23 protein-coding genes are annotated in these 26,238 nt (G+C 74.7%); 8 read left to right on the top strand and 15 right to left on the bottom strand.

The features are described 5' to 3' along the window. Positions 1 to 767: nucleoside/nucleotide kinase family protein (locus C5508_RS09235; protein ID WP_232797022.1), on the top strand; the 767-nt coding region annotated here is incomplete at its 5' end. 71 nt (positions 768 to 838) lie between these two features. On the opposite strand, the gene nudC is transcribed toward C5508_RS09235, so the two are convergent. From nudC to C5508_RS09215, 4 genes are all read right to left on the bottom strand, one after another. After that, positions 839 to 1,735, bottom strand: coding sequence for an NAD(+) diphosphatase (gene nudC / locus C5508_RS09230; protein ID WP_104524648.1), 897 nt, complete (start codon positions 1,733 to 1,735; stop codon positions 839 to 841). Next, positions 1,732 to 3,093, bottom strand: coding sequence for a M16 family metallopeptidase (locus C5508_RS09225; protein ID WP_104524647.1), 1,362 nt, complete (start codon positions 3,091 to 3,093; stop codon positions 1,732 to 1,734). The genes nudC and C5508_RS09225 overlap by 4 nt, the downstream gene beginning before the upstream one ends. Then, entirely contained in the window at positions 3,090 to 4,400 is a 1,311-nt protein-coding gene (locus C5508_RS09220) for a M16 family metallopeptidase (RefSeq protein ID WP_104524646.1), read from the bottom strand. Before C5508_RS09220 ends, C5508_RS09225 begins: the two co-directional genes overlap by 4 nt. Before the next feature lie 132 nt (positions 4,401 to 4,532). Next, positions 4,533 to 5,429, bottom strand: a complete 897-nt coding sequence (locus C5508_RS09215; RefSeq protein ID WP_104524645.1) for a DUF2510 domain-containing protein — start codon at positions 5,427 to 5,429, stop codon at positions 4,533 to 4,535. Between the two features lie 50 nt (positions 5,430 to 5,479). Here C5508_RS09215 and C5508_RS09210 point away from each other — a divergent pair, with 50 nt between their 5' ends. Beyond that, complete coding sequence (locus C5508_RS09210) at positions 5,480 to 6,253, top strand: putative protein N(5)-glutamine methyltransferase (protein ID WP_104524644.1); 774 nt, start codon at positions 5,480 to 5,482, stop codon at positions 6,251 to 6,253. A gap of 9 nt (positions 6,254 to 6,262) precedes the next feature. On the opposite strand, the gene C5508_RS09205 is transcribed toward C5508_RS09210, so the two are convergent. Both C5508_RS09205 and C5508_RS09200 read right to left on the bottom strand, forming a co-directional pair. Then, the gene (locus C5508_RS09205; protein WP_198597986.1) at positions 6,263 to 6,793 is read right to left on the bottom strand and encodes a dihydrofolate reductase family protein; all 531 of its coding nucleotides are present in this window, start codon (positions 6,791 to 6,793) and stop codon (positions 6,263 to 6,265) included. A 207-nt stretch (positions 6,794 to 7,000) separates the two neighbouring features. Then, on the bottom strand, positions 7,001 to 8,416 hold the full coding sequence (locus C5508_RS09200; RefSeq protein WP_104524643.1) for a M20/M25/M40 family metallo-hydrolase: 1,416 nt from the start codon (positions 8,414 to 8,416) through the stop codon (positions 7,001 to 7,003). Between the two features lie 46 nt (positions 8,417 to 8,462). Between C5508_RS09200 and C5508_RS09195 the strand changes: the two genes are divergently transcribed. Beyond that, on the top strand, positions 8,463 to 8,957 hold the full coding sequence (locus C5508_RS09195; protein WP_157944047.1) for a GNAT family N-acetyltransferase: 495 nt from the start codon (positions 8,463 to 8,465) through the stop codon (positions 8,955 to 8,957). A gap of 81 nt (positions 8,958 to 9,038) precedes the next feature. Next, a complete protein-coding gene (locus C5508_RS09190; RefSeq protein ID WP_104524642.1) occupies positions 9,039 to 9,890 on the top strand; it encodes an alpha/beta fold hydrolase in 852 nt (283 codons plus the stop codon). A gap of 77 nt (positions 9,891 to 9,967) precedes the next feature. Here C5508_RS09190 and C5508_RS09185 read toward each other — a convergent pair whose 3' ends face one another. The 8 genes from C5508_RS09185 to C5508_RS09155 all read right to left on the bottom strand — a co-directional run bounded on the left by C5508_RS09185 (position 9,968) and on the right by C5508_RS09155 (position 21,202). Beyond that, positions 9,968 to 13,297, bottom strand: coding sequence for an ATP-dependent helicase (locus tag C5508_RS09185; RefSeq protein ID WP_104524641.1), 3,330 nt, complete (start codon positions 13,295 to 13,297; stop codon positions 9,968 to 9,970). Then, positions 13,294 to 16,476, bottom strand: a complete 3,183-nt coding sequence (locus C5508_RS09180; protein WP_232797021.1) for an ATP-dependent helicase — start codon at positions 16,474 to 16,476, stop codon at positions 13,294 to 13,296. Before C5508_RS09180 ends, C5508_RS09185 begins: the two co-directional genes overlap by 4 nt. A gap of 63 nt (positions 16,477 to 16,539) precedes the next feature. Continuing rightward, a complete protein-coding gene (locus C5508_RS19895; protein WP_198597985.1) occupies positions 16,540 to 16,701 on the bottom strand; it encodes a hypothetical protein in 162 nt (53 codons plus the stop codon). 93 nt (positions 16,702 to 16,794) lie between these two features. Beyond that, entirely contained in the window at positions 16,795 to 17,091 is a 297-nt protein-coding gene (locus C5508_RS09175) for an MGMT family protein (RefSeq protein WP_104524640.1), read from the bottom strand. Positions 17,092 to 17,120: 29 nt separating this feature from the next. Next, complete coding sequence (locus C5508_RS09170; RefSeq protein ID WP_104524639.1) at positions 17,121 to 17,702, bottom strand: TIGR03086 family metal-binding protein; 582 nt, start codon at positions 17,700 to 17,702, stop codon at positions 17,121 to 17,123. Positions 17,703 to 17,879: 177 nt separating this feature from the next. Further along, a complete protein-coding gene (gene moeZ / locus C5508_RS09165) occupies positions 17,880 to 19,040 on the bottom strand; it encodes an adenylyltransferase/sulfurtransferase MoeZ (RefSeq protein WP_104524638.1) in 1,161 nt (386 codons plus the stop codon). Positions 19,041 to 19,210: 170 nt separating this feature from the next. After that, positions 19,211 to 20,116, bottom strand: a complete 906-nt coding sequence (locus C5508_RS09160; RefSeq protein ID WP_104524637.1) for a DUF3152 domain-containing protein — start codon at positions 20,114 to 20,116, stop codon at positions 19,211 to 19,213. A gap of 42 nt (positions 20,117 to 20,158) precedes the next feature. Further along, the gene (locus C5508_RS09155) at positions 20,159 to 21,202 is read right to left on the bottom strand and encodes an alpha/beta fold hydrolase (protein WP_104524636.1); all 1,044 of its coding nucleotides are present in this window, start codon (positions 21,200 to 21,202) and stop codon (positions 20,159 to 20,161) included. Positions 21,203 to 21,273: 71 nt separating this feature from the next. Between C5508_RS09155 and C5508_RS09150 the strand changes: the two genes are divergently transcribed. Beyond that, on the top strand, positions 21,274 to 21,900 hold the full coding sequence (locus tag C5508_RS09150; RefSeq protein WP_104524635.1) for a TetR/AcrR family transcriptional regulator: 627 nt from the start codon (positions 21,274 to 21,276) through the stop codon (positions 21,898 to 21,900). A 151-nt stretch (positions 21,901 to 22,051) separates the two neighbouring features. Next, positions 22,052 to 22,297, top strand: coding sequence for a DUF3107 domain-containing protein (locus C5508_RS09145; protein WP_104524634.1), 246 nt, complete (start codon positions 22,052 to 22,054; stop codon positions 22,295 to 22,297). 70 nt (positions 22,298 to 22,367) lie between these two features. On the opposite strand, the gene C5508_RS09140 is transcribed toward C5508_RS09145, so the two are convergent. After that, a complete protein-coding gene (locus C5508_RS09140; RefSeq protein WP_104524633.1) occupies positions 22,368 to 23,018 on the bottom strand; it encodes a ferritin-like fold-containing protein in 651 nt (216 codons plus the stop codon). A gap of 436 nt (positions 23,019 to 23,454) precedes the next feature. On the opposite strand from C5508_RS09140, the gene C5508_RS09135 reads away from it, so the two are divergent. Continuing rightward, a complete protein-coding gene (locus tag C5508_RS09135; RefSeq protein ID WP_104524632.1) occupies positions 23,455 to 25,032 on the top strand; it encodes a DEAD/DEAH box helicase in 1,578 nt (525 codons plus the stop codon). A 14-nt stretch (positions 25,033 to 25,046) separates the two neighbouring features. Then, a complete protein-coding gene (locus tag C5508_RS09130) occupies positions 25,047 to 26,189 on the top strand; it encodes an outer membrane protein assembly factor BamB family protein (protein WP_104524653.1) in 1,143 nt (380 codons plus the stop codon). Positions 26,190 to 26,238 lie beyond the last annotated feature (49 nt).

Below are 26,238 nucleotides of genomic sequence, written 5' to 3'. Positions count from 1 at the left end.
GACCCCGCTCTCGACGTCGTCCCCGCTCCCTCGGCCACGGCCCCCCGGAGCGCCCCCCACCCGCGGTTGCAACCGGCGCCCGCGGCAGCCGTCGTCGCGGACGGCCGGTCCTGACCCGGCCGGTCCCGCTCTCCCCCGGCGCTCTCGCCGACCGGCTGGCCGACCTGCTGGCCGCGACACGTCCCGAGCCGGGCGCCGTCGCGCTGCGGGTGGCCGTCGACGGACCCGAGGTCGCCCACCCCGAGCAGCTGGCCCGGGCAGTCGCGGAGCGCCTGCCCGCCCTCGGTCACGGCGCCGTGGTCGTCCCCGCCACGGGGTTCTACCGTCCCGCTTCGCTGCGCCTGGAGCACGGCCGGACCGATCCCGACGCCCGCTACACCGACTGGCTGGACGGCGGGGCGCTCAACCGCGAGGTGCTCGGCCCCCTGGGACCCGGAGGCAGCGGCGAGTACCTGCCGGTGCTGTGGGACCTCGACCGCGATCGCGCCGCCCGCGCACCCCGGCAGCCGGCACCACCGGGCGCGGTCGTGCTCGTGGCCGGCGCGCTGCTGCAGGGCGTGGGACTGGCGCTGGACGCCGTCGTGCACCTGCGGATGTCGCCGTCGGCCCGTCGGCGGCACACGGCGGCCGAGGACCGGTGGGCACTGCCGGCGTTCGACCGCTACGACGACGAGGTCGACCCGGTCGCGCTGGCCGACGCCGTCGTGCTCGCCGACCACCCCGACAAGCCCGCTCTGGTGCTCGGCGGCCGCTGGTCCGCCGGCTGAGCGCTGGAGCGGCCCGGCTGCAGGGGGCGCGCCGCGAGCGTGCGAGCGGTGGGGGCAGCGGTGCGCTTCTCCTAGCGAGGCGAGAGGGGAAGCCCGTCCTTCATCCAGAGATCGAGGATGTGACGGGCGATGGAGATCGACGGCGGGATCGCGAGCAGGCCGTCCGGCGTGCGCAGCTCGGCGCGGGTGAACCACCGCGCCTCCTCGATCTCCGTGGGGTCCACCCGGATGTCCTGGGACCCCTCGACGCGCGCGGTGAAGCCGAGCATCAGCGACTGGGGGAACGGCCACGGCTGGCTGGCCACGTAGCGGATGTCGGTGACCCGCAGCCCGACCTCCTCCTCGACCTCGCGCGCGACGGCGGCCTCCGCCGACTCCCCCGGTTCGACGAAGCCGGCCAGGATCGAGAAGCGTCCGGGTGGCCATGCCGCCTGCCGGCCCAGCACGACACGATCGGCGCCGTCGTGCACGAGCATGATCACCGCCGGGTCGGTGCGGGGGAAGAACTCGGCGCCGGTGGTCGGGTCGCGCTGGGTCCATCCGGCCCGCTCGACGGTCGTGGCGGCACCGGTCAACGGGCTGAACCGGTGCCGTTCGTGCCACTCGAGGATGCCGATGGCCTCGGCGAGCAGTCCGGCGTCCAGGTCGCCCAGCTCCGCGCCGAGGTCGCGCAGACCCGCCCAGCGGTCCACCGGGCGGCCGCTCACCGTGGGCGACCGCTCGCCGCGCACCGCGGCGTAGGGGACGCCGTCGGCCTCCCCGAGGAAGATGCCGCCGACGGGCAGCTCGGGGCGTTCGTCCCACATCAGCTCGGGTCCCGACGCGCCCTGCTGGACCGGCACGGTCCGCTGTGCGTCGACGGTCAGCACCCGGACCGGTCGGCCGCCCGTCGGGTCCGGCAGCAGCCGCGCGAGGTGCGCCCGGTCGTGCACGGCCCGCGACAGCAGCGGCCGCCCGTCGGCGGTCATGCCCTCTCGCCGCCCCCGGTGACGGTGACCGGCGCGAGCGCGCACAGCTCATCGGCCACGCGGCTCGCGTCGCCGACCACGACCGCCGTGAGCGCCCCCGGAGCCAGATATCTCGCGGCCGCCGCCTGCACCTGGTCCACCGTGACGGCGGCGAGCGCCTCCTGGTGGGTGCGCAGCCAGTCCGCGGGCATGCCGGCACCCAGCAGGGCCGAGATGGTGCTGGCCAGGCCCGCGTGGGTGGCCGTCGACAGCGCCATGCTGCCGAGCACGTAGCGGCGGGCCGCATCCAGCTCCGCCTCGGTGACCGGAGTGAGGGCGATCCGACCCAGCTCGTACAGGGTCTCCAGGAGCGCCGGGCCGGTGACCTCGGTGGCGACGTCGGCCTCGACGAGGAAGGACGACGCCGCTCGCTGGTGGTCGATGGTGCTGCGGGGGCTGTAGCTGTAGCCCTTGCGCTCGCGGATGTTCTCCACCAGCCGGGAGGAGAAGTAGCCGCCGTAGATCATGGCGGCCAGCCGGGCCGCCGGGAGGTCCTCGTCCGTACGGCGCGGAGCCGGCCCACCGAGGCGCAGGTTGGACTGCACCGCACCGGGCCGGTCGACCAGCTCGATGCCGCCGGGCCGCAGCTCGGTGACCGGGGGTGCCTCGACCGCGGTGCCGCTGCCCGACCAGCTCTCCAGAGCCGTCGCGACGGTGTCGGTCGCCGACCGCGGGTCGAGGTCCCCGACCAGCACGAGGATGCTCCCCGCGGGCAGGACCCGCTCGCGGTGCAGTCGGCGCAGGGCCGGGGCGCGCACCGCGGAGACCAGCTCCGCGTCGGGCAGGCCGATGGCGTACGGGTGCGCCCCGTAGCGACGCCTGGCCAGCGCCGAGCGGGCGATGGTCCCGGGCTGCGAGCGGGCGATGGCGATCCGCTCGGCCAGCCGGTCCCGTTCCCCCTCGACCTGGCCGGCCGGGTAGCTCGCGCCGGTGAGGAGCTCGGCCAGCACGCCCATGACCGGCGCCAGGCCGCCCGGCAGCAGCGTCGTCCCGAACACCAGCCGGTCGGCGTCGGTGGCCACCGAGAGCTCGGCGCCGTGGGTCTGCAGGAGCTGGGCGATCTCGGTCTGGTCGTGCTGCTGGGTGCCCAGGAGCACCGCACCGGAGAGGACGGCGCCGCGGGCGGCATGCACCCCGGCGTTGCGCGGGCTCGCCGCGGCGAACGGCACCCGCAGGCGCAGCTCGATCAGCGGCACACCGGGGCGCGGGACGACGACGACGCGCAGCCCGTTGGGGAGCGTCGTCTCCTCGGCCACCGGAACCGGCTGCGGCCGCGGCTCACCGAGCGGCGGGATCAACGAGGTCTGGACGTCGGTCATCGGGGTCCTCCCGCCGGGCGGAGCTCCAGCATGGCGACGGTGTCGGGATCCAGTCCCCGGGCCGCCACCTGCACCGCCTCGGGGTTCACGGCCGCGAGCCGCGCGGCCAGCTCGCCGGCCAGCTCGGCGCGGCCGTGGATCAGCTCGGCCGCGGCGAAGGACAGCGTGCGGCCCAGGATCGAGTCGGACTGCTGGAGCAGCTGCGCCTCCGCCCGGGCCTGCACCCGGCGCAGCTCGTCGGCATCGACGCCGTCCTGCGCAATGCGGTCGATCTCCTCGTGCACCGCGGCGGTGACGCGCTCGGCGGGAACGCCCGCCGGGTGGTGCACCTGGGTGGTCAGCAGCGTGGCGTCGCGGACGTCGAACGGGTCGCCGAAGAGGCCGACATAGCTGCTCTGGGCGATGGCGGTCCGGTCGCCGTGGATCAGCCGCCGCTCCAGCCGGGAGGCGTCGCCCTCGCTGAGGACCTCGGCGAGGAGCACGGTGCCCAGGTAGGTCTCGAAGTCACCGACGGGGTCGGGCACCCGCCAGCCCAGCGCCAGCGCGGGGGCGGTGGCCAGCGCGTCCTCGACCACGGCCGAGCGCACGGTGGTCGGCGACGGCTCCCCCGTCGGGGGCAGCGGGGGGACGTCGCGCGCGGGCACCGGGCCGAACCAGCGGCGCACGAGCTCCTCGGTCCCGGCGACGTCGAGGTCCCCGCCGATGCACAGCACGGCATTGCCCGGCGCGTAGTAGCGGTGGAAGAAGTCCATGGCGTCGTCGACGGTGGAGGACTCGAGGTCGACGAACGAACCGTAGCCGTCGTGGGTGTTGGCGAAGGTCTCGAACGCGACCTGCGGCAGCTGCAGCCAGGGGAAGGCGCCGTACGGGCGGTTGAGCACGTTGACCCGGATCTCCTCCTTGACCACGTCGATCTGGTTGCGGAGGTTCTCGGGGGTGATGGCCGGGGCCGCCATGCGGTCGGCCTCGAGGAACAGGGCGCGCTCCAGCGCCTCGGCGGGCAGCGCCTCGAAATAGTTCGTGTAGTCCTGGTGGGTCGACCCGTTGAAGGTGCCGCCCGCGGCCTGGACGAGGCGGGCGTGCTCCATCTTGGCGACGTTCGCCGACCCCTGGAACATCATGTGCTCGAAGAGGTGGGCGAAGCCGGTCCGCCCCTCGGGTTCGTTGCGCATCCCGACGTCGTAGTAGACGCTCACCGCCACCACCGGCACGCTGCGGTCGGGGGCGAGGACGACCCGCAACCCGTTGTCCAGCGTGAACCGTTCGATCGGGTGCCGCAGGGTCAGTTCCGTACCAGCCGCAGTCACACGTCCGACACTAACCGCGGACGATGAGCCCACGCCGTCCGGTCGCGTCCTGGCTCACCCTGTGGGGTCCTGCCTCACGGTCGACGGTGAGCCAGGACCCGGAACGATCAGGTCTCCTGATCATCCCGGGCGTCACAGCACGTCGACGGCGTCGATCACGCGGTTGATGACGCCGTAGAGCTCGGCGTGGGTGTTCGGGATGGAGACGTAGAGCAGTGCGGGTTCGGGCTTCCCGACGTCGATGAGCAGCAGTGCGGCACGCTCACCCGTGGCGTCGTAGCCCTCGACGTCCCAGCTCAGCTCGAACTCGTAGAGGTGCGCCGCACGACCGTCCACGGTGCGAGCCTCGTCGCGCAGCACCTCCATCTCGTTCGGCCCCGGGTAGTAGTTGCCCCGCACGCTCGTGGCCAGCCGCGTCACCGTCGCCTGCAGGTCGCCGCCCGCTCCGGCGTACTCGGGGGACACCGGCCCGGAGGTGCACTGGGAGATGAAGACGCCGCCGTCCGGGGTGTCGTCCTGCGTGGTGAAGTACTGCCCGGTCGTCTCCGTCGTCTCGAGCATCCAGCCGAGGGTGAACTCCGACCACCCCTCCCCCAGGTAGGGGTAGGAGATCCCCGCGGCCCGGTCGATGATCCGCACGGTGCCGGGCGGGAAGGTCGGTCCGGCCGCCGGCGGCGGCGCGGGATCCGCTCCGGTGGACGGCGGGGTGGCGGTCCGATCGGTGTCGTCCCCGGACCGCAGCGCGAGCACGGTGCCGATGACGGCGGCGACCACGACCACGATCGCCACGGCCGCGGTCCACGCGCGCGAGGGCCCGGAGGAGCGGTCGGGCGCCGTGAGAGGCGGAACCGGTGCGGGCTCGGCAGCTCGGGGCGCAGCGGCTCCGGGGACGCTACGCACGGCGACGCCCGGCCCGGACGGCATCATGACGTCGGACCAGGCCACGCCGTTCCACCAGCGGACCATGCCGGCCTCGCCGCCGGGATCGGGGTACCAGCCCGGTGGAGGGGTCTGCCCGGCTCCGGTCACCCCGCCAGCCTAGGTCGTCGCCCGCACCTCCCACCGTGTCCGGAGGCCCTGTGCAGTCCGAGTCCCCCGAGGTCGAGATCGTCCGCCGGCTCCGCGCCGCCGGATGCGTCTACGCCGAGGACGAGGCGCAACTGCTCACCGCCGCGGCAGCGGACCACCGGGAACTCGACGCGCTCGTCGAGCGGCGGGTGGCGGGAACACCGCTGGAGGTGCTGCTGGGCTGGGCGGAGTTCTGCGGTCTGCGGATCGCCGTCGCGCCGGGCGTCTTCGTGCCGCGCCGCCGCACCGAGGCGCTGGTCGCGGAGGCGGTCCGGCTCGCCCGGCCCGGCGCCGTCGTCGTCGACCTGTGCTGCGGATCCGGTGCGGTGGGCGCCGCGATCGCGCACGCGGTGCCGGGCATCGAGCTGCACGCGGCGGACGTCGACCCGGCGGCCGTGGCCTGTGCCCGCCGCAATCTCCCGGGCGTACCGGTGCACGAGGGGGATCTGGTCGCAGCTCTCCCGGCGCCGCTCCGCGGGCGCATCGACGTCCTGGCCGCCAACGTGCCCTACGTGCCGAGCGACGCCATCGCGCTGATGCCACCGGAGGCGCGCGACCACGAGCCGCGGAGCGCCCTGGACGGCGGCCCGGACGGGCTGGAGCTGGCTCGCCGGGTGGCCGCCGACAGCCGTGCCTGGCTCGCCCCCGGCGGATCGCTGCTGTTCGAGTGCGGCGAGTCTCAGACGGCCGCCGCGCTCGAGCTGGTCACCGCCGCGGGGCTGGGCTCCCGGCTGGAGGTCGACGACGAGCGGGGCGCGACCGTCGTCGTCGGCACACTCCGCTAGCCGGTCGCCTCACGAGCCGCGCCCGACCCCGCGGTCGCGGGCGCTCATGTCCCCCGTGCCGGGCGTGCCCTCGGCCAGCCCGTAGCGCAGGTGCACGGTGCCCTTCGGCCCGGCGGCGGGCGGTTCGAGGAGCCTCACGTTCGTGGGCACCGCGCCGCCGTCGAACACCTTCTTGCCGACGCCGAGCACGACCGGGTGCACCCACAGATCCAGGCGGTCGAACAGCTTCTCGCGAAGGAAGGTCTGCACCAGGTCCAGACTTCCGACGACCTTGACGATCTCGTGCCGGTCCCGGATCTCGCGGACCGCGCTGACGAGGTCCGGGCCCAGCCGCGTCGACCCGGCCCACGAGAGGTCCGGCGTGCCCCTCGATGCCACGTACTTCGGCACGCTGTTGACGAGCGTGGCGATGTCGCCGTCCTCGCCGCCCTGCTGGTGCGGCCAGTAGGCGGCGAAGATGTCGTACGTCCGCCGGCCCAGCAGGAGGGCGTCCGTGCCCTCGTACGCGGCGCCGATCTGCGCCGAGGAGACCTCGTCCATCAACGGCGCCTGCCAGCCGCCGAACGGGTACCCCGCCGGATCCTCGTCCGGCCCGCCGGGCGCCTACGCGACCAGGTCCAGGGTGGCGAACAGCTCGATGTGGATGAGGCCCATGCCGTGCTCCCGAGGGGTCGATCGATCGTCGGGTGGTGGACCCCGACGCGGCGGAGAACTCATCGGGTGCGACGGCGCGGCGGTCGCCCTGGGTCAGCCCGCCCGGCGGGCCGCCAGCTCGCGCCACAGGTGCGCTGCGGCCTCCGCGCCGCGGTACAGCATCGGCAGCAGCACCCGCTCGTTCGGCGAGTGGATGCGGTCGGTCGGCAACCCGGCGCCGAGGAACAGCAGCGGGGCACCGAGGGCCTCGACGATGGCCGCCTCCGGTCCGCTGCCGCCCTCGCGGGTGAACAGGACGTCGGCGGGGTCGGTGTCGAACGCCTGCCCGATGGCGGCCAGCAGCGCGTCCATGTGCGGGGAGTCCAGGTCGCTGGCGCACGGCGCGACGCCACCGGGCGGCGTGTGCACCTCGGCCTCGATGCCGTCCGGGACGTTGGCCGCGACCCAGGCCCGCAGCAGCGGTCCGACGTCCTCCGGTCGCTGGTCGGAGACCAGCCGGAAGGTGACCTTCGCGTGCGCCTCGGCGGGGATGATCGTCTTGTGCCCGGGGCCGGTGTAGCCGCCCCACATGCCGTTGACCTCGGCGGTCGGCCGGGCCCCGGTGCGCTCCAGCGTGCTGAAACCGGCCTCGCCGTAGGTGGCCCGCGAGGCGGCCGGGCCGGCGAGCCAGGCCTGCTCGTCGAAGGGCACGCGACTCATCAGCTCCCGCTCACGGTCCGACAGCGGCCGGACGGCGTCGTAGAAGCCGGGGATCGTCACGCGCCCCGAGTCGTCGTGCAGCTTCGCGATGAGCTCGGCCAGGGCGTGCAGCGGATTGGGCACCGCACCCCCGAAGGAGCCGGAGTGCAGGTCGACCGCCGGGCCGCGCAGGGTGATCTCGGCGTCGGCCAGGCCGCGCATCGCGGTCACGGCGCTGGGCACGTCCGGTGCGGCCATGCCGGTGTCGCTGACGACGACGACGTCGCAGGCCAGCCGGTCGCGCTTCTCCGCGAGCAGCGCCTCGAAGTGGGGGGACCCGGACTCCTCCTCGCCCTCGATCAACAGCTTCACCGTGACGGCGGGGGTGTCCCGGCCGGTGGCGGCGAGGTGCGCCCGGATGCCGAGTAGGTGGAAGGCGACGTTGCCCTTGTCGTCGATCGCGCCGCGGGCGTGCAGTTCCGGCCCGTCGGGACCGTCCACGCGGGTGGGCTCGAACGGCGGGTGCACCCACAGCTCCGGCGGGTCCACCGGCTGCACGTCGTGGTGGCCGTAGACGAGCGCGACCGGTGCGTCGGCATCGGCGGACGGCCACTCGGCGAAGACGGCGGGGGCGCCGGCGGTCGGCCAGATCTCCACCGTCGGGAAACCGGTGCGGGTGAGGGCCTCGGCCAGCCAGGCCGCGCTCGCGGCGACGTCGTCGGTGCGCGCGGGGTCCGCGGAGATCGACGGGATCCGCAGCCAGGCGTCGAGGTCGGCGTGCAGGTCGTCGAGGTGGGCGGACACGAACTCGCGCTCAGGGCTGCTGGTCACGGCTGCTGACGGTAGTGGCGCGGCCGCGGCGGTTAGCGTCGGCACCGTGCCCGACCTGCTGCTCCGCGTGCCGGTCGACGACGACGCGGCCGTCTGGCACGCGCTGTTCGACGATCCCGAGGTCATGCGGTTCATCGGCACCGGAGAGGTGCGCGACCGTGCCGCCTACGTCGAGCTGGTGGGTCGGCAGCAGTCGCTCGCGGCGTCGACCGGCCTGTGCCTGTTCACGGTCGTGGCCGACGGCGAGGTCGCCGGGTTCACCGGTCTGCTGCCCTGGAGCCGGCCCTGGGGTCCAGAGAGCGAGCTGGAGCTCGGCTGGCGGCTGGGACGGCGGTTCTGGGGGCGGGGCATCGCCACCGTGGCGGCCGGGATGGCGGTCGAGCGGGCGCGGAAGCTCTCGGTGCCGCGTCTGGTCTCGATGATCCAGGACGGCAACGACGCATCGGTGGCCGTCGCGCGGAGGATCGGCATGACGCCGCACGCCCTGCACCTCTCCCCCGAGGGTCGCCGCGTGCACGAGTACGCGGTGTCGCTGGGCTGAGCCAGGTCGAGGAACCGGCGCCTCCACGAGCCGACCGGGCGGCTCGGGCGCCGTCCGCCGCCGCCCACTAGCGTCGCTCCCATGCCCGGAGAGCTGCTGCGCACCGACGTCGGCGACCTGACCTTCGACGTGCGCGTCGACGGTCCCGAGGACGGTCGGCCGGTGCTCCTGCTGCACGGGTTCCCGCAGACCTCGGCGTCGTGGGCGGCGGTGACGCCGCTGCTGACCCAGGCGGGGCTGCGGACCTACGCCCCGGACCAGCTGGGCTACTCCCCCGGCGCGCGGCCGGCCGACGTGGACGCCTATGCGATGCAGAACCTCGCGCAGGTCACGGCCGACCTGATGACGGCGCTGACGATCCCGGTCGCCGACGTCGTGGGACACGACTGGGGCGCGAACGTGGCCTGGACCCTGGCCGCCTGGCACTCCGACCGGGTGCGCTCGCTGACCGCGGTGTCGGTGCCCCACCCGGCCGCCTACACCGCCGCCTTCCGGGTCGACCCCGAGCAGAAGGAGCGCTCGGCCTACATCCGGCTGTTCTGGCAGCAGGGCAAGGCCGAGGAGGTGCTGCTGGAGGACGGCGCGCGGCGGCTGCGCCGCATGCTGCTGGGCACGTCGGGCGAGACCGGGGTCTCCCCCGAGGCGGCCGACGAGTACGTGGCGGTGCTGTCCGCCCCGGGGGCGCTCACCGCGGCCCTGAACTGGTACCGCGCGATGAGCTCGGACATCCGGGTGGACAAGGTCGGTGTGCCGACGACATACGTGTGGAGCGACGAGGACGCCGCCATCGGGCGGACGGCGGCGCAGGCGTGCGAGGAGTTCGTGACCGGCGACTACCGCTTCGTGGAGCTGCCGGGAATCACGCACTGGATCCCCGAGCAGGCTCCGGAGCAGCTGGCCGCCGCGATCCTGGACCGCGTCGCCTCGAGCTGAGCCGCAGCGGGTACCGAGCGCGGGGACGTCGCGCTCTGGTCCACGCCCGGAAGCACTCCCCGCTCTCGCTGCCGCGGTCAGTCCCCGATGACGAGCGCGAGCAGGCCGGCCTCGTCGAGCAGGTCGACCGGGCGGATCGTCTCCTTGGCCGCCACGTGGTGGAAGCCGGCCCTGACCTGTTCCACCGGCACGCCGGTCAACCGCGACCAGCCCAGCCGGTAGGCGGCCAGCTGCACCCCGGCGGCGGCCAGCTCCCCACCCGACGGCGGCGGCCCGGTCTTCCAGTCGATGACCTCGAAGCCGCCGTCCTCCCGTTGGAAGACCGCGTCGATCCGTCCGCGCAGGATGAGCGGTCCCAGCGGCGTCTCGAACGGCACCTCCACCTCGACCGGCTGGCGGTCGGCCCACTCGCTGGCCAGGAACGCCTCGCGGAGCTCGGCGAGCGCGTCGTCGGGCGCAGCCAGCTCATCGCCGGAGCCGGGCAGCTCGTCGAGGTCCACCAGCCGCGCGGCCCCGAACCGCTCCTCCAGCCACGCGTGGAACGCGGTGCCCCGGCGGGCCTGCGGCGCGGGCGCGGCCGGCATCGGTCGGCGCAGGCGGCGGGCCAGCTCGGCGGGGTTCCGGCGCAAGGTGACCAGCGCCGACACCGACAGGTGCGAGGGCAGCGGCACGTCGACGGTCGGGCTCGCGTGGCGGGCCCGCTCCCGCAGCAGGAGATCGGCGTCACGCACCCACTGGTCGACGAGGTCGTCCTCGCCCCCGAGGCTGCGCTCCGGGTCCAGCGGGTGCGGCGCAGCGCCCTCGACCAGCTGGGCGGCCGCGGTCAGCGCCCGTCGGCGCGGCTCGGAGAGCGGGTCGACCGGCCAGACGCCGACCGCCCACTCCTCCAGCGCCGGGTTCGTCGCACCCTCCTCCGGCGCCGGTGACCACTGCACGACGGTGCCCGCGCCGGCGTCGCACGCGTCCTTGACCGTGTTCAGCAGGGACGACGGCCCGCACGGCTTGACGCCGTCGCGCCACCAGCTGCCCGAGCACAGCAGCAGCCGCTTGGCGCGGGTGACCGCGACGTAGCCGAGCCGGATCTCCTCGTCGCGGCCGAAGTCCTTCCAGTCCTGGACGTACTGCTCCAGCGCATCGCGGACCACCGCCTGGTCCCCGGAACCGGGCACCGGCAGCTTCAGGCGTGGCAGCTCCTCCCGGTCGGTGAGCCGCAGCTCGACCGGGACCGCGCCGGGGTCCTTGATCCAGGAGTCGCTGGCGTTGCTGCGCGCGGGGAACTGGTCGGTGGTCATGCCGGGCACGGCGACGACGTCCCACTCCAGGCCCTTGGCCGAGTGGCCGGTGAGCAGCTGGACCGCCTCCGGGTTCACCGCCACCTCCCCCGGCTCGAGACCCCGCTCGCGCTGCTCGGCGTCGCGGAGGTACCCCAGAAACGCCGGCAGTGACGGCAGCTCGGCGAGTTCGGTGAACTCGGCGGCCACCCCGTGCAGCGCGTCGAGGTGCGCGCGGGCGCCGGCGGGGCTGACGCCGGGCGCACTGGCCAGCTCGGTCTCCAGACCCAGGGTCCGGGCGACCTCGTCGACGAGGTCGGGCAGCGACTCCCCGATCCGACCGCGCAGGGAGGCCAGCTCCGCGGCCAGGTGGCGCATCCGGCGGTAGCCGGTCGGCGAGTACTGCTCCGCGTCGCCGAGGTCGTCGAGCGCCTCGACGATGCTGCCGCGCTCCTGCGGCGGCTCGGCGGCAGCGGCGGCGGCCTCCTCGCCGTCGCCCGACCGGGCGGGACGGCGGGAGCGCACCAGGGCGCGGGCGCGGGCCTCGAGTGCGGCGAGGTCGCGCGGTCCGATCCGCCACCGGGCACCGGTCAGCAGCCGGCCCATGGCGTCCCCGGCCGTCGGGTCGACCAGGACGGTGAGGGTGGCGACGACGTCGGAGACCTCAGGCACCTCCAGCAGCCCACCGAGGCCGACGACCTCGACCGGCAGGCCGCGCTCCCGCAGCGCCGCCGCGATGCCGGGCAGCTGCTTGCGGGTGCGCACGAGGACCGCCATCGACGGCGGACGGCCGTCGGCACGCGGCTGCACGACGGCGTCCGTGCCGTTCCAGCAGGCGGCCAGCCGGTCGGCCAGCGCGGCGGTCTCGTCGGCGACGGTCTCGTACAGCCCGACGGTGACCGAGCCGCCACCGGCGGTCGGCGCCGGGGCGAGGTCGGGCAACGGCGAGGCCGGCTCGGGGAGCATCGCCGAGACGGCGTTGGCCACCGCCAGCACCGCCTCGTCGTTGCGCCAGCTGGTCGCGAGGGTGAGCCGTTCGGCCGGCCGGCCCGGCAGGCCGGGGAACGTTCGGGCGAACCGCTCGATGGTCCCGGCCGAGGCTCCGCGCCAGCCGTAGATGGACTGCCGGGGGTCGCCCACGGCCAGCACCGGGTGTCCGCTGCTCCCGCCGAACAGCGCCTCGAGCATGCGCAGCTGGCCGACGCTGGTGTCCTGGTACTCGTCGAGCAGGACGACCTTCCACCGCGCCCGCTCCCGACGGCCGACCTCCGGTGAGGCGACAGCGATCCGAGCGGCGTAGGCGACCTGGTCGGCGTAGTCGATGGACCCGAGCGACCGCTTGCGTGCCTCGAAGCCCTCGACCAGGGGCAGCAGCGCCACCCGCGCCTTCTGCCGGGCGAGCATGTCGGTGACCGCGGCGTAGGGGCCCTTCTTCTTCGGTGCGTCCGGGTAGCCGGCGATCTGGGCCTCGAGTCGCGCCGTCCAGTTCCGCAGCGCGGCAGGGGTCACGTCGTGCTCGCCCATCTCCGCGGCCAGCGCGAGGACGTCCTCCACGGTCGTCAGCAGGGTGAGCGGCACGTCGGACATGTCGCCGGTCCAGGCGGACACCACTGTCGCCGCCTGCCCCCAGCACATGGCCGGACCGAGCACGCCGGCGCCGGGCTCCACGCCGATCCGCAGACCGTGCTCGGCGACCAGCGCGGCCGCGTAGCCGTGGTAGGTCGACACGGTGGGCTGGGCGATCGCCAGCCGCTCGCGGAGGTCGTCCTCGGTGTCGGGGTGGCGGGCCAGCGCCCCCAGCCGCAGCCGGATGCGCTCGTTGAGCTCGCTGGCCGCCTTGCGGGTGAAGGTCAGGCCGAGGATCGCCTCGGGCTCGACGATCCGGTTCGCCACCAGGTAGGACACCCGCGCGGCCATCGTCTCGGTCTTGCCCGACCCTGCACCGGCGACGACGACCAGCGGCCGGTCCGCGGGGGCGCGAACGACACCTGCCTGCTCGTCCGAGGGCGCGTAGGCCAGGCCGCAGCGCTCCGCGACCTCGGCGGGGGTGAGCATCCGGCGGACGGCCGGCTCCGGCGCGGACGCCTCGGCCAGCAGGTCGTCGAAGGACAGTTGTCCGTCCTCGTGGCGGCTCATCCGGTCACCTGCCGGCCGGGCTCCTGCAGCGGACAGCTGCGCCGCGCCGGGCACCGGGAGCAGTGCGTGCCGGTGCGCACCTCGAAGGTGCCGGCTCCCATTCCCTCGCCCACCTCGGCGACCAGCTGCCCGGCCCAGGTCTCGCCCACCGGCACACCGGCGGGCAACGGCTCCTGGTGCTGCTCCTTGGCCTTGGCGCCGGTGCCGACCTGCAGCAGAGCTGCGCCGCCGGGAATCGTGCCGTGCTCGGCGAACCCGCCGGCGGCGATCGCCACCTGGTAGGCCGCCAGCTGACCGTGCTCCTCGGTGTTCTTGGCCGCGGTCTTCCCGGTCTTCAGGTCGACGACGACCAGCCGGCCCTCGGAGTCGCGCTCCAGGCGGTCGACCTGGCCGCGGATGCGCGCGCGCCCGACGACGACGTCGACGTCGCCCTCGGCCGCGATCAGCTCCCGGCCGTTGGCGGCGTGCCACCGGAGGAAGCGCTCGAGCATCTCCTGGGCCTGCGTGCGCTGCCGCTGGTCGGCCCACCCGGGCCCGAGGTCCAGCTGGTCGAGCTCGGCGTCGAGCACCGCGCGGGCGCCGGTCGCCGGGAGCCCCTCGGCCACCTGCTGGGCGACCTCGTGCACCGCGGTGCCCACCGTGCGGGTGGCATCGGGGGACGCCTCGGCGCCGACCGCCCCCAGCACCCAGCGCAGGGGGCAGCGCTGGAACGTCTCGATGGCCGACGGCCGGACCCGGACCGGCTCCTCCTCCGGCACCAGCGGCGCGTCGTCGGACAGCGGGGCCAGCCCCCACCAGCGGGCCGGAGCGGCGCCCGGCACGCCCTGGTCGGCGAGGCGGCGCAGCACCGAGGCGGCAGCCGACCGGCGGGCGGCCGGGGTGTGCGGATCGGTCAGCGCCCGGCGCAGCTCGGCGACCAGCGCCGGCAGGGTCAGCGCGCGCGGCAGCTCGGTGAGCGGCCGCCCGTCGGGCGGCGGCGGGGACACCAGGTCGAGGAACCGGGACGCCGTCGCGCCGGCGTCCGCGCCGTCGAGGGCTCCCTCCACCGCGGTGGCCACCAGCCGGCGCCGGGCCCGGGTGCAGGCGACGTAGAACAGCCGGCGCTCCTCGGCCAGCGCGAGGGTGCGGCGGTCGGTCCGGGCGCCGTCGATGCCGGCCGCCTTCTCCACGAGCACCTCGGCGCCCAGCAGCGACGTCCGCTCGCGCAGGTCGGGCCACACGCCCTCCTGCACGCCGGAGACGCAGACCAGCTCCCACTCCAGACCCTTGGAGGCGTGCGCGGTGAGCAGCCGGACCGTCTCGCCGGTCACGGCGCGGGCGGCGCCCGTGTCCCCGGGCAGCTCCTGCGCGGAGAGGTGGTCGACGAAGGCGCGGACGTCGGCCGACGGGAGCCGGTCGACGAAGCCCGCGGCGGCGTCGAAGAGGGCGACGACGGCGTCGAGGTCGCGGTCGGCCACCGCGCCGGACGTCCCTCCCGCGGCGCTGGCCCTGGCCCAGCGCGAAGCCAGGCCGCTGCGCTGCCACATGGCCCAGAGCACGTCCTCGGCAGTGCCGTCCTGCGCCAGGGCGAGCCGGCCGGCGTCCAGGACCGCGGCCACCCGTGCGGCGGGGCGCGCGACGTGCTCGGGCAGCGCCTCCAGAAGGGCGGCATCGGTCAACGCGTCGGCCAGCGGCGCACCGCGCTCCGCGGCGTCCACACCCTGTTTCGCCAGGGCGACCCGTACCGCGCGGCGGAGCCGGCGGAGGTCGAGCACCGTGGCCCCACCGAGGGCGGAGGCCAGCAGCGCCTCCGCGCCCGGCTCGTCGAGCCCGGCAGGCTCGCCGCTCGCGCCGGGGAGCAGCGCGGACAGCGACCGCAGGAAGGGGGCGACGGCGGGCTGCGCGGCCAGCGGCAGGTCGTCGGTGGAGACGGTGACCGGTACCCCGGCCGACGCCAGGGCCCGTCGGAACGGCCCGAGCACCGAGCCGGTGCGCACCACCACAGCCATCTCCGACCAGGGGATGCCGTCGAGCAGGTGGGCCCGGCGCAGCACGTCGGCGACGTAGGCCGCCTCGACCGCGGCCGAGCCGAACACGTGCACCTCGGCCTGCCCCGGCGGCGTGCCCTCCCCGGCGGCGAGACGCCGGTGCTCCCACGGCCCGGGGAGTCCCTCGGCCACCTGCCGGCTGATCCGCAGCAGCTCCTCGCCCGATCGCCGGCACACCCCGAGGGAGACCCGGCGCGCGGGCCGGCCGTCGGTGTGCCGGAAGCGCTCGGGGAAGTCGACGATGCCCCGGGGCTCGGCCCCGCGGAAGGCGTAGATCGACTGATCGGGGTCGCCGACGGCGACCAGGTTGCCGCCCCCGCCGGCGAGCAGCTCCAGCAGCTCCACCTGCGCGGGGTCGGTGTCCTGGTACTCGTCGACGAACAGCCAGCGGGCCCGTTCCCGCTCCTGGCGGAGCAGCTCGGGGTCCTCGCTCAGCTCGAGGATCGCCTGGCGCACGAGCTCCGCGGGGTCGTAGCCGGAGGCGTCACCGCGGGAGGCCACCCAGAAGTCGCTGACGTTCTCGTACTGCTGCTGGAACGCCGCGGCGTGCACCCAGTGCTCGTTGCCGCTCTCCCGGCCCCAGGCGGCCAGCTGCGCGGAGTCGACGCCCCGCTCGGTGGCCCGGAGCAGCAGGTCGCGCAGCTCGGCGCGGAAGCCCTCCGTGCCCAGCGCCGGCGCCAGGTCCTCGGGCCAGCGCACGGTTCCCAGGCCCTCCGCGTCGCCCCGCAGCAGCTCGGCGACGACGGCGTCCTGCTCGGCCGAGGTGAGCAGCCGGGGCGGCGGGTCGCCGCGCAGCACGGCGGCACGGCGCAGCACCCCGTAGGCGTAGGAGTGGAAGGTGCGGGCCAGCGGCTCCCGGATGGTGCGCGCGACGCGGGAGGTGATGCGGGTGCGCAGCTCCGCGGCGGCCTTGCGGCTGAACGTCAGGACGAGCATCTGCTCGGGGTCGATGCCGGCGTCGATCCGCGAGGCGACGGCCTCGACGATCGTCGTCGTCTTCCCGGTTCCCGGTCCGGCGAGCACCAGCAGCGGCCCCGCCGGGTGGTCGACGACGGCCTGCTGCGTCGGGTCGAGCACCGGCACCGTGGTGCGCGGCGGCTCCCCGGCGAGCAGCCGGTAGACCGGACCGCTCTCATCCCCCCGCTGTGCCACCCCCCGATGGAATCACGGGGGTCCGACATTCCGGCGTCGGACAGGACAGCCGGGGTGGGCGGGTCAGGCCAGTGAGTCCAGCAGCGCCTGCTCGAGCATCAGGTCGGCCGCCGTGGTCAGCCAGCCCGCGACCAGGAGGAGCGGGAAGGCGCGCTCCTCGTCCAGGGACGCGGTCCCCGCGACCAGCCCGGCCTGGGCGACCGCTCGACATGCCATCGCGTTCATGCCCTCAGATCGGCACCCCTTGCCGCCTGCTTGAGCGGCCCCGCTGCAGGGGCCCGCCGCGAGCGTGCGAGCGGTGGGAAGCAGCGGGGTCCTTCAGCAGTCCGGCCAGCCAACGGCGGAGAGGACCACCCTCCCGTTGCGCACGGGCACGCCCTCGGTCGCCAGCAGTTCCATCTGCCGGGCACGCACCGGTTCGGCAGCCGTGCCGTCCGCCCGCACGACCCGGTACCAGGGCACGGCTCCCCCGCCCTGCGACAGCGCGCGGGCGACCCGCCGGGGTCCGACGCCGACGAGCCGGCCGATGGCGCCGTAGGTGCTGACCCGCCCGGGCGGGATGCGGTCCACGGCGTCGAACACTGCCTCGTCGACGTCGAGCGCGGCTCCGGTCACCCGGTCATCGTGGCCTGCGCACCGCCCGCTCAGAAGTCCTTGCGCCCGAACCGGGCGAGCAGGCGGGTCTGCGGGGACGCCGAGGAGGAGACGTCCAGCGGCGGGTCGAACAGACCCGGGACGCCGCCCTCGGGCAGTTGCTCGGCGAAGACGAGAGCAGCCGTGACCAGCTCCCCGTCCAGCTCGGTGTCACCGCCGGTCGCGTGCGCGAGGTCCCAGGCGTGCACCGTGAGATCGGAGGTCATCTCCAGGATGTACTGGGTGGCCGGGGTGGGCCCGCGCTCCAGGTGCACCGTGCGCACCAGGGCGTCGTCCTCGGCGAAGGCCGACAGCGCGTCGTCCGCTGCGGACTCCCAGCCGACGAAGGGATCGTTGCCGAGCAGGTCGGTGGTCTCGTCGGGGAACCGACCCTCGGCGTAGGGCTCACCGGCCAGCAGCGGGGGGACCCAGAGCTGCTCGCTGACCAGGTGCGCGACCAGGTCGGCGACCGTCCACCCCGGGAGCGACGGGTCCTCCCACTGGTCGGGGTCCACGGCGTCCACGCGATCGGTGAACTGGTTCTGGGCGCGCTGGAAGAGCTCCAGGAGCTCGACGGGCGAGAAGTCGGCCATGCACGACAGTCAACATGCCGAAGGCCTGACCCGCTCCCGGGGCGGGGAAGCGGATCAGGCCCTCGGATCCTGCGGCTGACATGTCAACACCACGACATGTCAGCCAGAACGTGGTGGATCTCCGCCGCAGGGCCCCGCCGCGAGCGTGCGAGCGGTGGGAGGCAGCGGGGTGCTGCGTCAGTAGGTCGGCAGCGCCTTGTCGATGCGCGTGGCCCACGCGGTCACGCCGCCCTGGACGTGGACGGCGTCCCTGAAGCCGGCGTTCTTCACCGCCGCGAGCGCCTCTGCCGACCGCACGCCGGTCTTGCAGTGGATCACGATGGGCTTGTCCTGCGGCAGCTGCGCCAACGCCCGGCCCGACAGGATCTCGTCCTTGGGGATCAGCTTGGCACCCGGGATCGAGACGATCTCGTACTCGTTGGGCTCGCGGACGTCGATCAGCTCGAAGTCCTTGCCGGCGTCCATCATGTCCTTGAGCTCGTCGACGGTGATCGTCGCACCGGCCGCGGCCTCCTGGGCCTCGGTCGAGACGACGCCGCAGAAGGTCTCGTAGTCGATGAGGCCGGTGATCGGCTCACCCTCCGGGTCCTTGCGGACCTTGATCTCGCGGAAGGTCATCTCCAGGGCGTCGTAGACCATCAGCCGACCCAGCAGCGTCTCGCCGATGCCGGTGATGAGCTTGACGGCCTCGGTGGCCTGGATCGCGCCGACGGTCGCGCAGAGGACGCCGAGCACGCCGCCCTCGGCGCAGCTGGGGACCATGCCGGGCGGCGGCGGGACCGGGTAGAGGTCGCGGTAGTTCGGCCCGTGCTCGTTCCAGAAGACCGAGACCTGGCCGTCGAAGCGGTAGATCGAGCCCCACACGTAGGGCTTGTTCAGCAGCACGCACGCGTCGTTGACGAGGTAGCGCGTGGCGAAGTTGTCGGTGCCGTCGACGATCAGGTCGTACTGGCTGAAGATGTCCAGCACGTTGTCGCTGTCCAGCCGCGTCTCGTGCAGCCGGACGTCGATCAGCGGGTTGATCTCCTTGATGGAGTCCCGCGCGCTCTCGGCCTTGGACCGGCCGACGTCGGAGGCGCCGTGGATGATCTGGCGCTGCAGGTTGGACTCGTCGACGGTGTCGAACTCGACGATGCCGAGGGTGCCGACACCGGCCGCGGCCAGGTACATCAGGACCGGCGACCCGAGGCCACCGGCACCGACGGCGAGCACCTTGGCGTTCTTCAGGCGCTTCTGCCCGTCCATGCCGACGTCGGGGATGATCAGGTGACGGCTGTACCGGCGGACCTCGTCGATCGACAGGTCTGCGGCCGGCTCCACCAGCGGTGGCAGGGACACGCTTGCTCCTTCACGTCGCGGACAGCGGCCCAGAGGACCGGCGTTCGTGGGAAGAACAGCGTGACAGGCCCGGGTAATCCCGCTGCCGCTCCCCTCCTTCTGCCGACCCCGACCGCGGGCTTCGGCGCGGCTCATGACCCCGCGTCCCGCGCGCTCGGCGAGTGTTCGGGCTAGGGGAAGGGCCAGGCGTTCTTGGCGCAGCCCTCCAGGCCGAGGGTCTGCTGCTGCATGACCGGCGCGACCTGGCCGGGACCGGGGCAGTCCTGGTGCCCGTTGCCGAGTGCGTGCCCGACCTCGTGGTTGACGACGTACAGCCGGTAGGTGGCGACGTCGCCGTCGTAGTGCGGAACGGCGGTGGCCCAGCGGGCGAGGTTGATGACCGCGCGCTCGCCGTAGCGGCAGGACGTGTAGCCCCCGGTTCCGACGCCAGGGCAGTAGGTCTCCATGTTGCCGGGGCTGACGAGGCTGACGCGGAAGTCGTACTGCCGGGCCGCCGCCTCCGCCGCCCCGACCCGCTGGAAGGACATCCGCCCGCCGCTGCCCCAGGACCGGGGATCACCGAGGGTCTGGGTGACCGCCGCGGCGAAGGCGGGGCCGTCGACCCCGATGCCGTCCTCGACCTCGATGACGAAGCGCTTCAGCGGCCCGGTGCCGTAGACCTCCGACGAGCCGTCGACGATCGACAGGGTGCCGGAGCCCCGCTCGACATAGGTGCCGGCGACGGCCGGTGCGACGGTCCCGCTCGGACCCGCATCCCCCTCAGCGGGCGCGGTCGGCGTGCTGGGCAACGAGGGCGCAGCGGTCGTCGTCGCGGAGGCGCTGCGCTCCGGCGCGGGTGCGGCGGTCGTGGTGCCCGGTCCGGGTGGGTGGAAGGCGAGGTCCACCAGCACGACGACGGTCGCGACGACGAGGAAGGGGATCGCGTGGGCCCGCCAGCCGTGGCGCCGCACGAACCGGCGCACCCGGCTGGTCCCGCGCTCGGGGCCGCGGCTGCGCCCCGGGACCCGCGGCTCCCGGTGGGCGACCAGGGGTCCCTGGCGAGGGGTGGGCCGGTCGTCGGTCAGACGTCCACCCACCGGCCGCTCTCCCTGGTCCTCGACGCACCCGCCGTCAGGTCGTCAGCGTCTCACGCTGCGTGGCGTGTCGGCGACAGCCGGCGCATCCGCCCCGCCCGCCGTGGCGGGTCGCTCCTCGACGAGGGCCAGGACGGCCCGGGCGGTGGGCTCCGGCGCCTCGAGCATCGCCACGTGACCCACCCCCTCGAGCAGGAGCAGCCGGGAGTCGCGGACGGTGGCCGCCAGGCGCGGGGCGAGGGCCGGATCGACCAGCCGATCGCGACTGCCCCAGATCACGAGGGTCGGCATCCGCAGGCTCCGGGCCGCCCGCCAGGCGTTCGCCCGGCCGACCCGGAGATAGGACGTGATGAGCCCGCGCATGCTCCTGGCCAGCGCCCGGTCGGCCCACGGCTGGCCGGCCCGCTCGCGCATCTCCTGCATCGCCTGCTCGATGCGCTCGGGCGGAACCGCGGCAGGGTTCCCGAAGCACATCTGGATCATCGATCGCGCGCTGTCCTCCGGAGCGACGCCGGCCAGCCGGCGCTCGGCGAGGGTCGGGATGCCCGGGACCAGCAGAAGGAGCAGCGCGCGGCTGAAGGCCGGCGGCACGCGGTAGACCGGCATCGCCGGCGACACCAGGGTCAACGTCGCCACCAGGTCCGGGCGCTGGGCCGCCACGAGCACGCTGACCAGCCCGCCCAGGGAGTTGCCGACCAGGTGCACGGGGCGGCCGGCCGCGTCGCCCGGCTGCGACCGGACGTGCTCGAGGACCTCGATGACGGTGCGCACGTGCCCCCGGACCGAGTAGCGGCCACCGGGCGGCGGCTGCGAGCGGCCGAATCCCGGGAGGTCGAGCGCCCAGCCGTCGAACCGGACGGCGAGCAGCGCGGCCAGGTCGGTCCAGTTCGTCGACGCCCCGCCGAGCCCGTGCACGTACACGGCCCGCTCCCGGGGCGCGTCGTCCTCGGGGGCGTCCACCGGACCGCGCCACGGGGTGTGCCGCACGAGCACCGCACCCCCGCGCACCGGCACGTCCGCGCCGGGCCACGGCGGGAGAACACCCGTCAGGGACGGCAGCGGAGTGGTGGACAGCTCGGCCTCGGACATCACTCACGAAGGTAACGCTGTCCACCGCGCCGCCGTGCGGGTGCCGGACCGCTCGGTAACATCTCCCCGCCATGCAGCCATCACGCCCCGCCGCGGCCAGTCGGCGCACCTCCCGCCTGCCGCGCGGCGCCCGCCGGCTGCAGCTCCTGCGCGCCGCCCAGGACGTCTTCGTCGCACACGGGTTCCACGCTGCCGCGATGGACGACATCGCCGATCGGGCGGGCGTCAGCAAGCCCGTGCTCTACCAGCACTTCCCGGGCAAGCGAGAGCTGTACCTCGCGCTGCTGGAGGAGCACGTCTCGGAGCTGGCCGACCGGGTGGGCGAGGCCATGGGCCGGACCGAGGACAACCGCATGCGCGTCGACGCCGCGGTCGGGGCGTACTTCGACTTCATCGACGCCGACGGCGAGGCCTTCCGGCTGGTCTTCGAGTCCGACCTGCGCAACGACGACGACGTGCGCGCGATCGTCGACCGCGGCACCCAGGTCTGCGTCGAGGCGATCGCCGAGGTGATCGCCGCCGACACCGGCGCCGACCCCGAGCGCGCCCTGCTGCTGGCCTCCGGCCTCTCCGGCCTCGCCGAGAGCAGCGCCCGGTGGTGGCTGCCCCGCAAGGGCACGGTCTCCCGCGACGAGGCGGTCGCGCTGATGTCGTCGCTGGCCTGGCGCGGCATCTCCGGTTTCCCCCGCGTCGACTGAGCCCCGTCCGGAGGCTCGGCCCGAGCTTGCGAGGGCTGAGAGGGACGGTGTCCTTCTGCGTTCGCTGTGGGCGCACCCGCTCGCCCGGTCCTCGCGCCGCCGTCTGGACTAGCTTGGGGGGCAGTAGCGCCAACGAGGAGGCATCGCCCACGTGGAAGTCAAGATCGGCGTCCAGCACTCGCCCCGGGAGCTGGTCATCGACAGCCCCAAGTCCCCCGACGAGATCGCGGCCGACGTGGCCGCGGCCATGTCCGGCTCGACCAAGGACGGCCTGCTCACCCTGGTCGACGAGCGAGGCCGCAAGCTCCTCGTCCCGGTCGACCGGATCGCGTACGTCGAGATCGCGCAGGCCGACCAGCGCCGCGTCGGCTTCATCACCGCCAGCGGCAGCAACTGAGCAACCTGGAACGGCCCCGGTGCAGGGCCCCACGCCGAGCGTGCGAGGCGTGGGGGGCACCGGGGTCCTTCTAGGGGTTGAGGCCGAGCGTCTTCATCCGCGCGGTGTGCGCCCGGGTGATCCGCTCGATGAGCTGCCCGATGCCCGACAGGTCACCGGTGCCCGAGACGATCAGCTCGGTCAGGCCCTCGTGCTCGGCGATGACCGCCTGCGAGCGGGTCATGGCCTCCCCCACCAGCCGCCGCCCCCACAGGGCGAGCCGCCCGGCGACCTTGCGGTTCGCCGCGATCGCGGCGCGCACCTCGCGGACGGCGAAGTCGGCGTAGCCGGTGTCGGCGAGGACCTCCAGCACCAGCCCGCGGTCGGGCTCGGGCAGGAAACCGGCGATCTCCCGGTAGAAGTCGGTCGCCAGCCCGTCACCGACGTAGGCCTTGACCAGCCCCTCCAGCCAGGTGCTGGGCCGGGTGCTCTCGTGGAAGGTGTCCAGCGCCGAGACGAACGGCGCCATCGCGACGGCGGGGTCGATTCCCAGCTCGGTGAGCCGCGTCGCGAGCCGCACGTGATGGGCGATCTCCGCGGCCGCCATGCGGGCCAATGCTGCGCGCCCGACGAGCGTCGGCGCCATGCGCGCGTCCTCGGCGAGCCGGTCGAACGCGGTGAGCTCGGCATAGGCCAGGGCGCCCAGCAGCTCGGCGACGGCCGCGTTCTCGACCGGGGGCACGGCATCTCCTGCGGTTCGACAGCGGTGGGTGCGGTGCCCCCGACGAGTGACCGACGCGACATCGGGGAGCGCGGCGCGGAGAGGCTAACCGGTGCCCGCGCTAGCATGGGAATCGGCGAGCCTCCGGGCGCGCTCGTACATCTGTGCGCTGACGACCGCTGGACGACGCCCCTGGGGCTGTCTCCCGGGCTGTAGCGAGGCCCGGTTCTGCTGGCCGCGTCGGCGCTGGAACCGACCCGAGACACCAGACCGGGACGGCGCGAGGCGGCGACACCGCTGCCGCAGCCGGTCCCCCAGCAGACCAGAGGCGATTGCACTGACCTCCACCGAGCAGACCCCCACCGGCACTCCCACCGCAGAGCTGGACCACGCCGAGACCGGCGCACCGGCCCCCGAAGAGCTCGAGCAGACCGTCGGGGAGCTCGGCGGCGCACCCGTGGCCCCCGACAGCCCGCTGTTCAGCGACTTCGACGTCCACCCCGACATCGTGGCCGCGCTGGCCGACGCCGGGATCACCCGCACCTTCGCCATCCAGGAGCTCACCCTCCCCCTGGCGCTGGCCGGCAACGACCTCATCGGCCAGGCGCGCACCGGCACCGGCAAGACCCTGGGCTTCGGCGTTCCGATGCTGCAGCGGGTCACCCCGCCGTCCGAGGGTGGCGACGGCGTTCCGCAGGCACTGGTCGTCGTCCCCACCCGTGAGCTCTGCGTGCAGGTGGCCCGCGACCTCGGCGCCGCCGGCAGCAAGCGCGGCATCCGCGTGCAGGCCATCTACGGCGGGCGCGCGTTCGAGCCGCAGATCGAGTCGTTGCGCAGCGGCGTCGAGGTCGTCGTCGGCACGCCGGGGCGGCTCCTCGACCTCGCCCAGCGGGGCGACCTGATCCTCGGCAAGGTCAAGGCGCTGGTCCTCGACGAGGCCGACGAGATGCTCGACCTGGGCTTCCTGCCTGACATCGAGCGGATCCTCGCGATGGTCCCCGAGAAGCGGCAGACGATGCTCTTCTCCGCCACCATGCCCGGCCCGATCGTCACGCTGTCGCGGACGTTCATGACCCAGCCGACCCACATCCGCGCCCACGGCAACGACGAGGGCTCGACGGTTCCGCAGACGACCCAGTTCATCTACCGGGCGCACAACCTCGACAAGCCCGAGCTGCTCTCCCGCGTGCTGCAGGCCCGCGACCGCGGCCTGGTCATGGTCTTCTGCCGCACCAAGCGCACCGCTCAGAAGGTCGCCGACGAGCTGGTCGACCGCGGGTTCGCCGCGGCCGCCGTGCACGGTGACCTCGGCCAGGGCGCCCGCGAGCAGGCGCTGCGCGCCTTCCGCAGCGGCAAGGTCGACGTCCTGGTCGCCACCGACGTCGCCGCCCGCGGCATCGACGTCACCGGCGTCAGCCACGTCGTCAACTACCAGTGCCCCGAGGACGAGAAGACCTACGTGCACCGCATCGGCCGCACCGGCCGCGCCGGCAGCACCGGCGTCGCGGTCACGCTGGTCGACTGGGACGACATCCCGCGGTGGCAGCTGATCAACAAGGCGCTGGAGCTCGGCTTCGACGACCCGCCGGAGACCTATTCCACCTCGCCGTGGGTCTACGCCGACCTCGACGTGCCCGAGGGCGCGAAGGGTCGGCTCCCCCGCTCGCAGCGCACCCGCGAGGGCCTGGAGGCCGAGACCCTCGAGGACCTCGGCGAGACGGGCAAGCGGAACCGCCCGGCGGCGTCGGCCGGTCGTGACTCCGGTGGACGGGGCGACTCCCGTGGCCCCGGCGGCCGGACCACCGACGAGGACAAGCCCGCCGGTGGGGGCAAGAGCCGTCCCCGTCAGCGCACCCGCGGGGCCGGCGACACCGAGGCTGCCCCCGACGCTCCGGCGCAGTCGCAGGCTCCTGCCGGCGACGCCGCCGAGGGCTCCGCGGAGGGCGGCGGCACCAGCCGCCCCCGGCGTCGTCGCCGTCGCGGTGGCGCGGGTCGCGGTGGCTCCGCCGCCGGCGCTGCCGACTCGGCGTCCTGAACCTCCGGGTGGCCGTGTCCGGGCTCCGGCGCCCGCCGCTGCGGGTCTGGATCTGGACGGCGGCCACCCTGGCGCTCGCCGTCGTCGCCGCGCTGCTCTGGCGCGGCTCCGACGCGGCCGCCACCTCCAGCACCACCGCGCACCCGGCCGACGTCCCCTCGGGGGCGCCGGCCGGTGCCGTCTCCGAGGTCTGGTCGGTCGACGGCGATCCGCTCCCCGCGGACGTCGTCGAGGACGGCCGGGTGCTGGTGGGCTCCGCGCACGGCGTCCGGGGACTGGACCCGGCGACCGGCGAGGATGCCTGGCACTACATCCGCGAGAACGCCTGGCTGTGCGGCCTGACCGCGACCGACGGGGTGGCCGTGGCCGTCTTCCGGACCGAGGACCGCTGCGACGAGGCCGTCGGCCTGGATGCCGGGACCGGGGTACGGACGTGGACCCGCAACGTGAACTTCCGCGCCGACGCGACGCTGAGCTCGACCAGCCGCATCGTGCTGGCGAGCAGCCCGACCGGGGTGGTCACCCTCGACCCGACCGGAAACAACATCCGCTGGCGGTGGTCGCCCCCGTCCGGGTGCCGGGTGCTGGACGCCGCCGTCGGTGACGCCGGTGTCGCGGTGCTGCAGCACTGCGCGGGGAGCGGCGCGGTGCAGCTCCGGCTGGCCGACGGCTTCGACGGCGACGAGCACTGGACGCGCGACCTGGTGGTCGGCGACCCGGACGACGTCGTCCTGCTGGGAGCCGGTCGGCTGGTGGGCGTGCGGGCCGGCGACGAGGCGCGGCTGTTCGCCTCCGCCGACAGCACCCTGCTCACGACGCTTCCCGCCGGACCGGACCGCGCGGTGCGGCAGACGTCGGTCCCCGCCGCGGTGCTGGTCCTCGCCGACGGCCGGCTCACCGCGCTGGACCCGGTGTCCGGGCAGCGCATGTGGGATGCCCCTGCCACGGGCCTGCCCGGTGAGCCGCTGCCCGGTCCCGACGACGAGGGCAGCGTGCTACCCGTCCCCGACGGCGACGCGGTGGTCTCCCGCGACGCCGTCACCGGTGCCGAGGTGGGCAGCTCCACCTCCGGGGGGCTGCCCGCGGACGGCAGTGTCACCGCCATCGGTCCCACCCTCGTGCTCCGGCTGGCCGACCGGGTCGTCGGCTACCGCTGAAGAAGGACCACCCTTCCCCCCACGCCTCGCAGGCTCGGCGCGGGCCCCT

This window comes from Blastococcus atacamensis, from assembly GCF_002938425.1.
GTDB lineage: Bacteria > Actinomycetota > Actinomycetes > Mycobacteriales > Geodermatophilaceae > Blastococcus > Blastococcus atacamensis.
The sequence above is the reverse complement of the archived record's forward strand: the minus strand, read 5'-3'. Positions and strand labels throughout refer to the sequence as shown.

Coding starts and splice junctions, on each gene's coding strand:
- C5508_RS09185 (WP_104524641.1), bottom strand. CDS start 13,297: ATGAGCCGCCACGAGGACGGACAACTGTCCTTCGACGACCTGCTGGCC.
- C5508_RS19895 (WP_198597985.1), bottom strand. CDS start 16,701: ATGAACGCGATGGCATGTCGAGCGGTCGCCCAGGCCGGGCTGGTCGCG.
- C5508_RS09170 (WP_104524639.1), bottom strand. CDS start 17,702: ATGGCCGACTTCTCGCCCGTCGAGCTCCTGGAGCTCTTCCAGCGCGCC.
- C5508_RS09205 (WP_198597986.1), bottom strand. CDS start 6,793: ATGGACGAGGTCTCCTCGGCGCAGATCGGCGCCGCGTACGAGGGCACG.
- nudC (WP_104524648.1), bottom strand. CDS start 1,735: ATGACCGCCGACGGGCGGCCGCTGCTGTCGCGGGCCGTGCACGACCGG.
- C5508_RS09150 (WP_104524635.1), top strand. CDS start 21,274: ATGCAGCCATCACGCCCCGCCGCGGCCAGTCGGCGCACCTCCCGCCTG.
- C5508_RS09190 (WP_104524642.1), top strand. CDS start 9,039: ATGCCCGGAGAGCTGCTGCGCACCGACGTCGGCGACCTGACCTTCGAC.
- C5508_RS09155 (WP_104524636.1), bottom strand. CDS start 21,202: ATGTCCGAGGCCGAGCTGTCCACCACTCCGCTGCCGTCCCTGACGGGT.
- C5508_RS09225 (WP_104524647.1), bottom strand. CDS start 3,093: ATGACCGACGTCCAGACCTCGTTGATCCCGCCGCTCGGTGAGCCGCGG.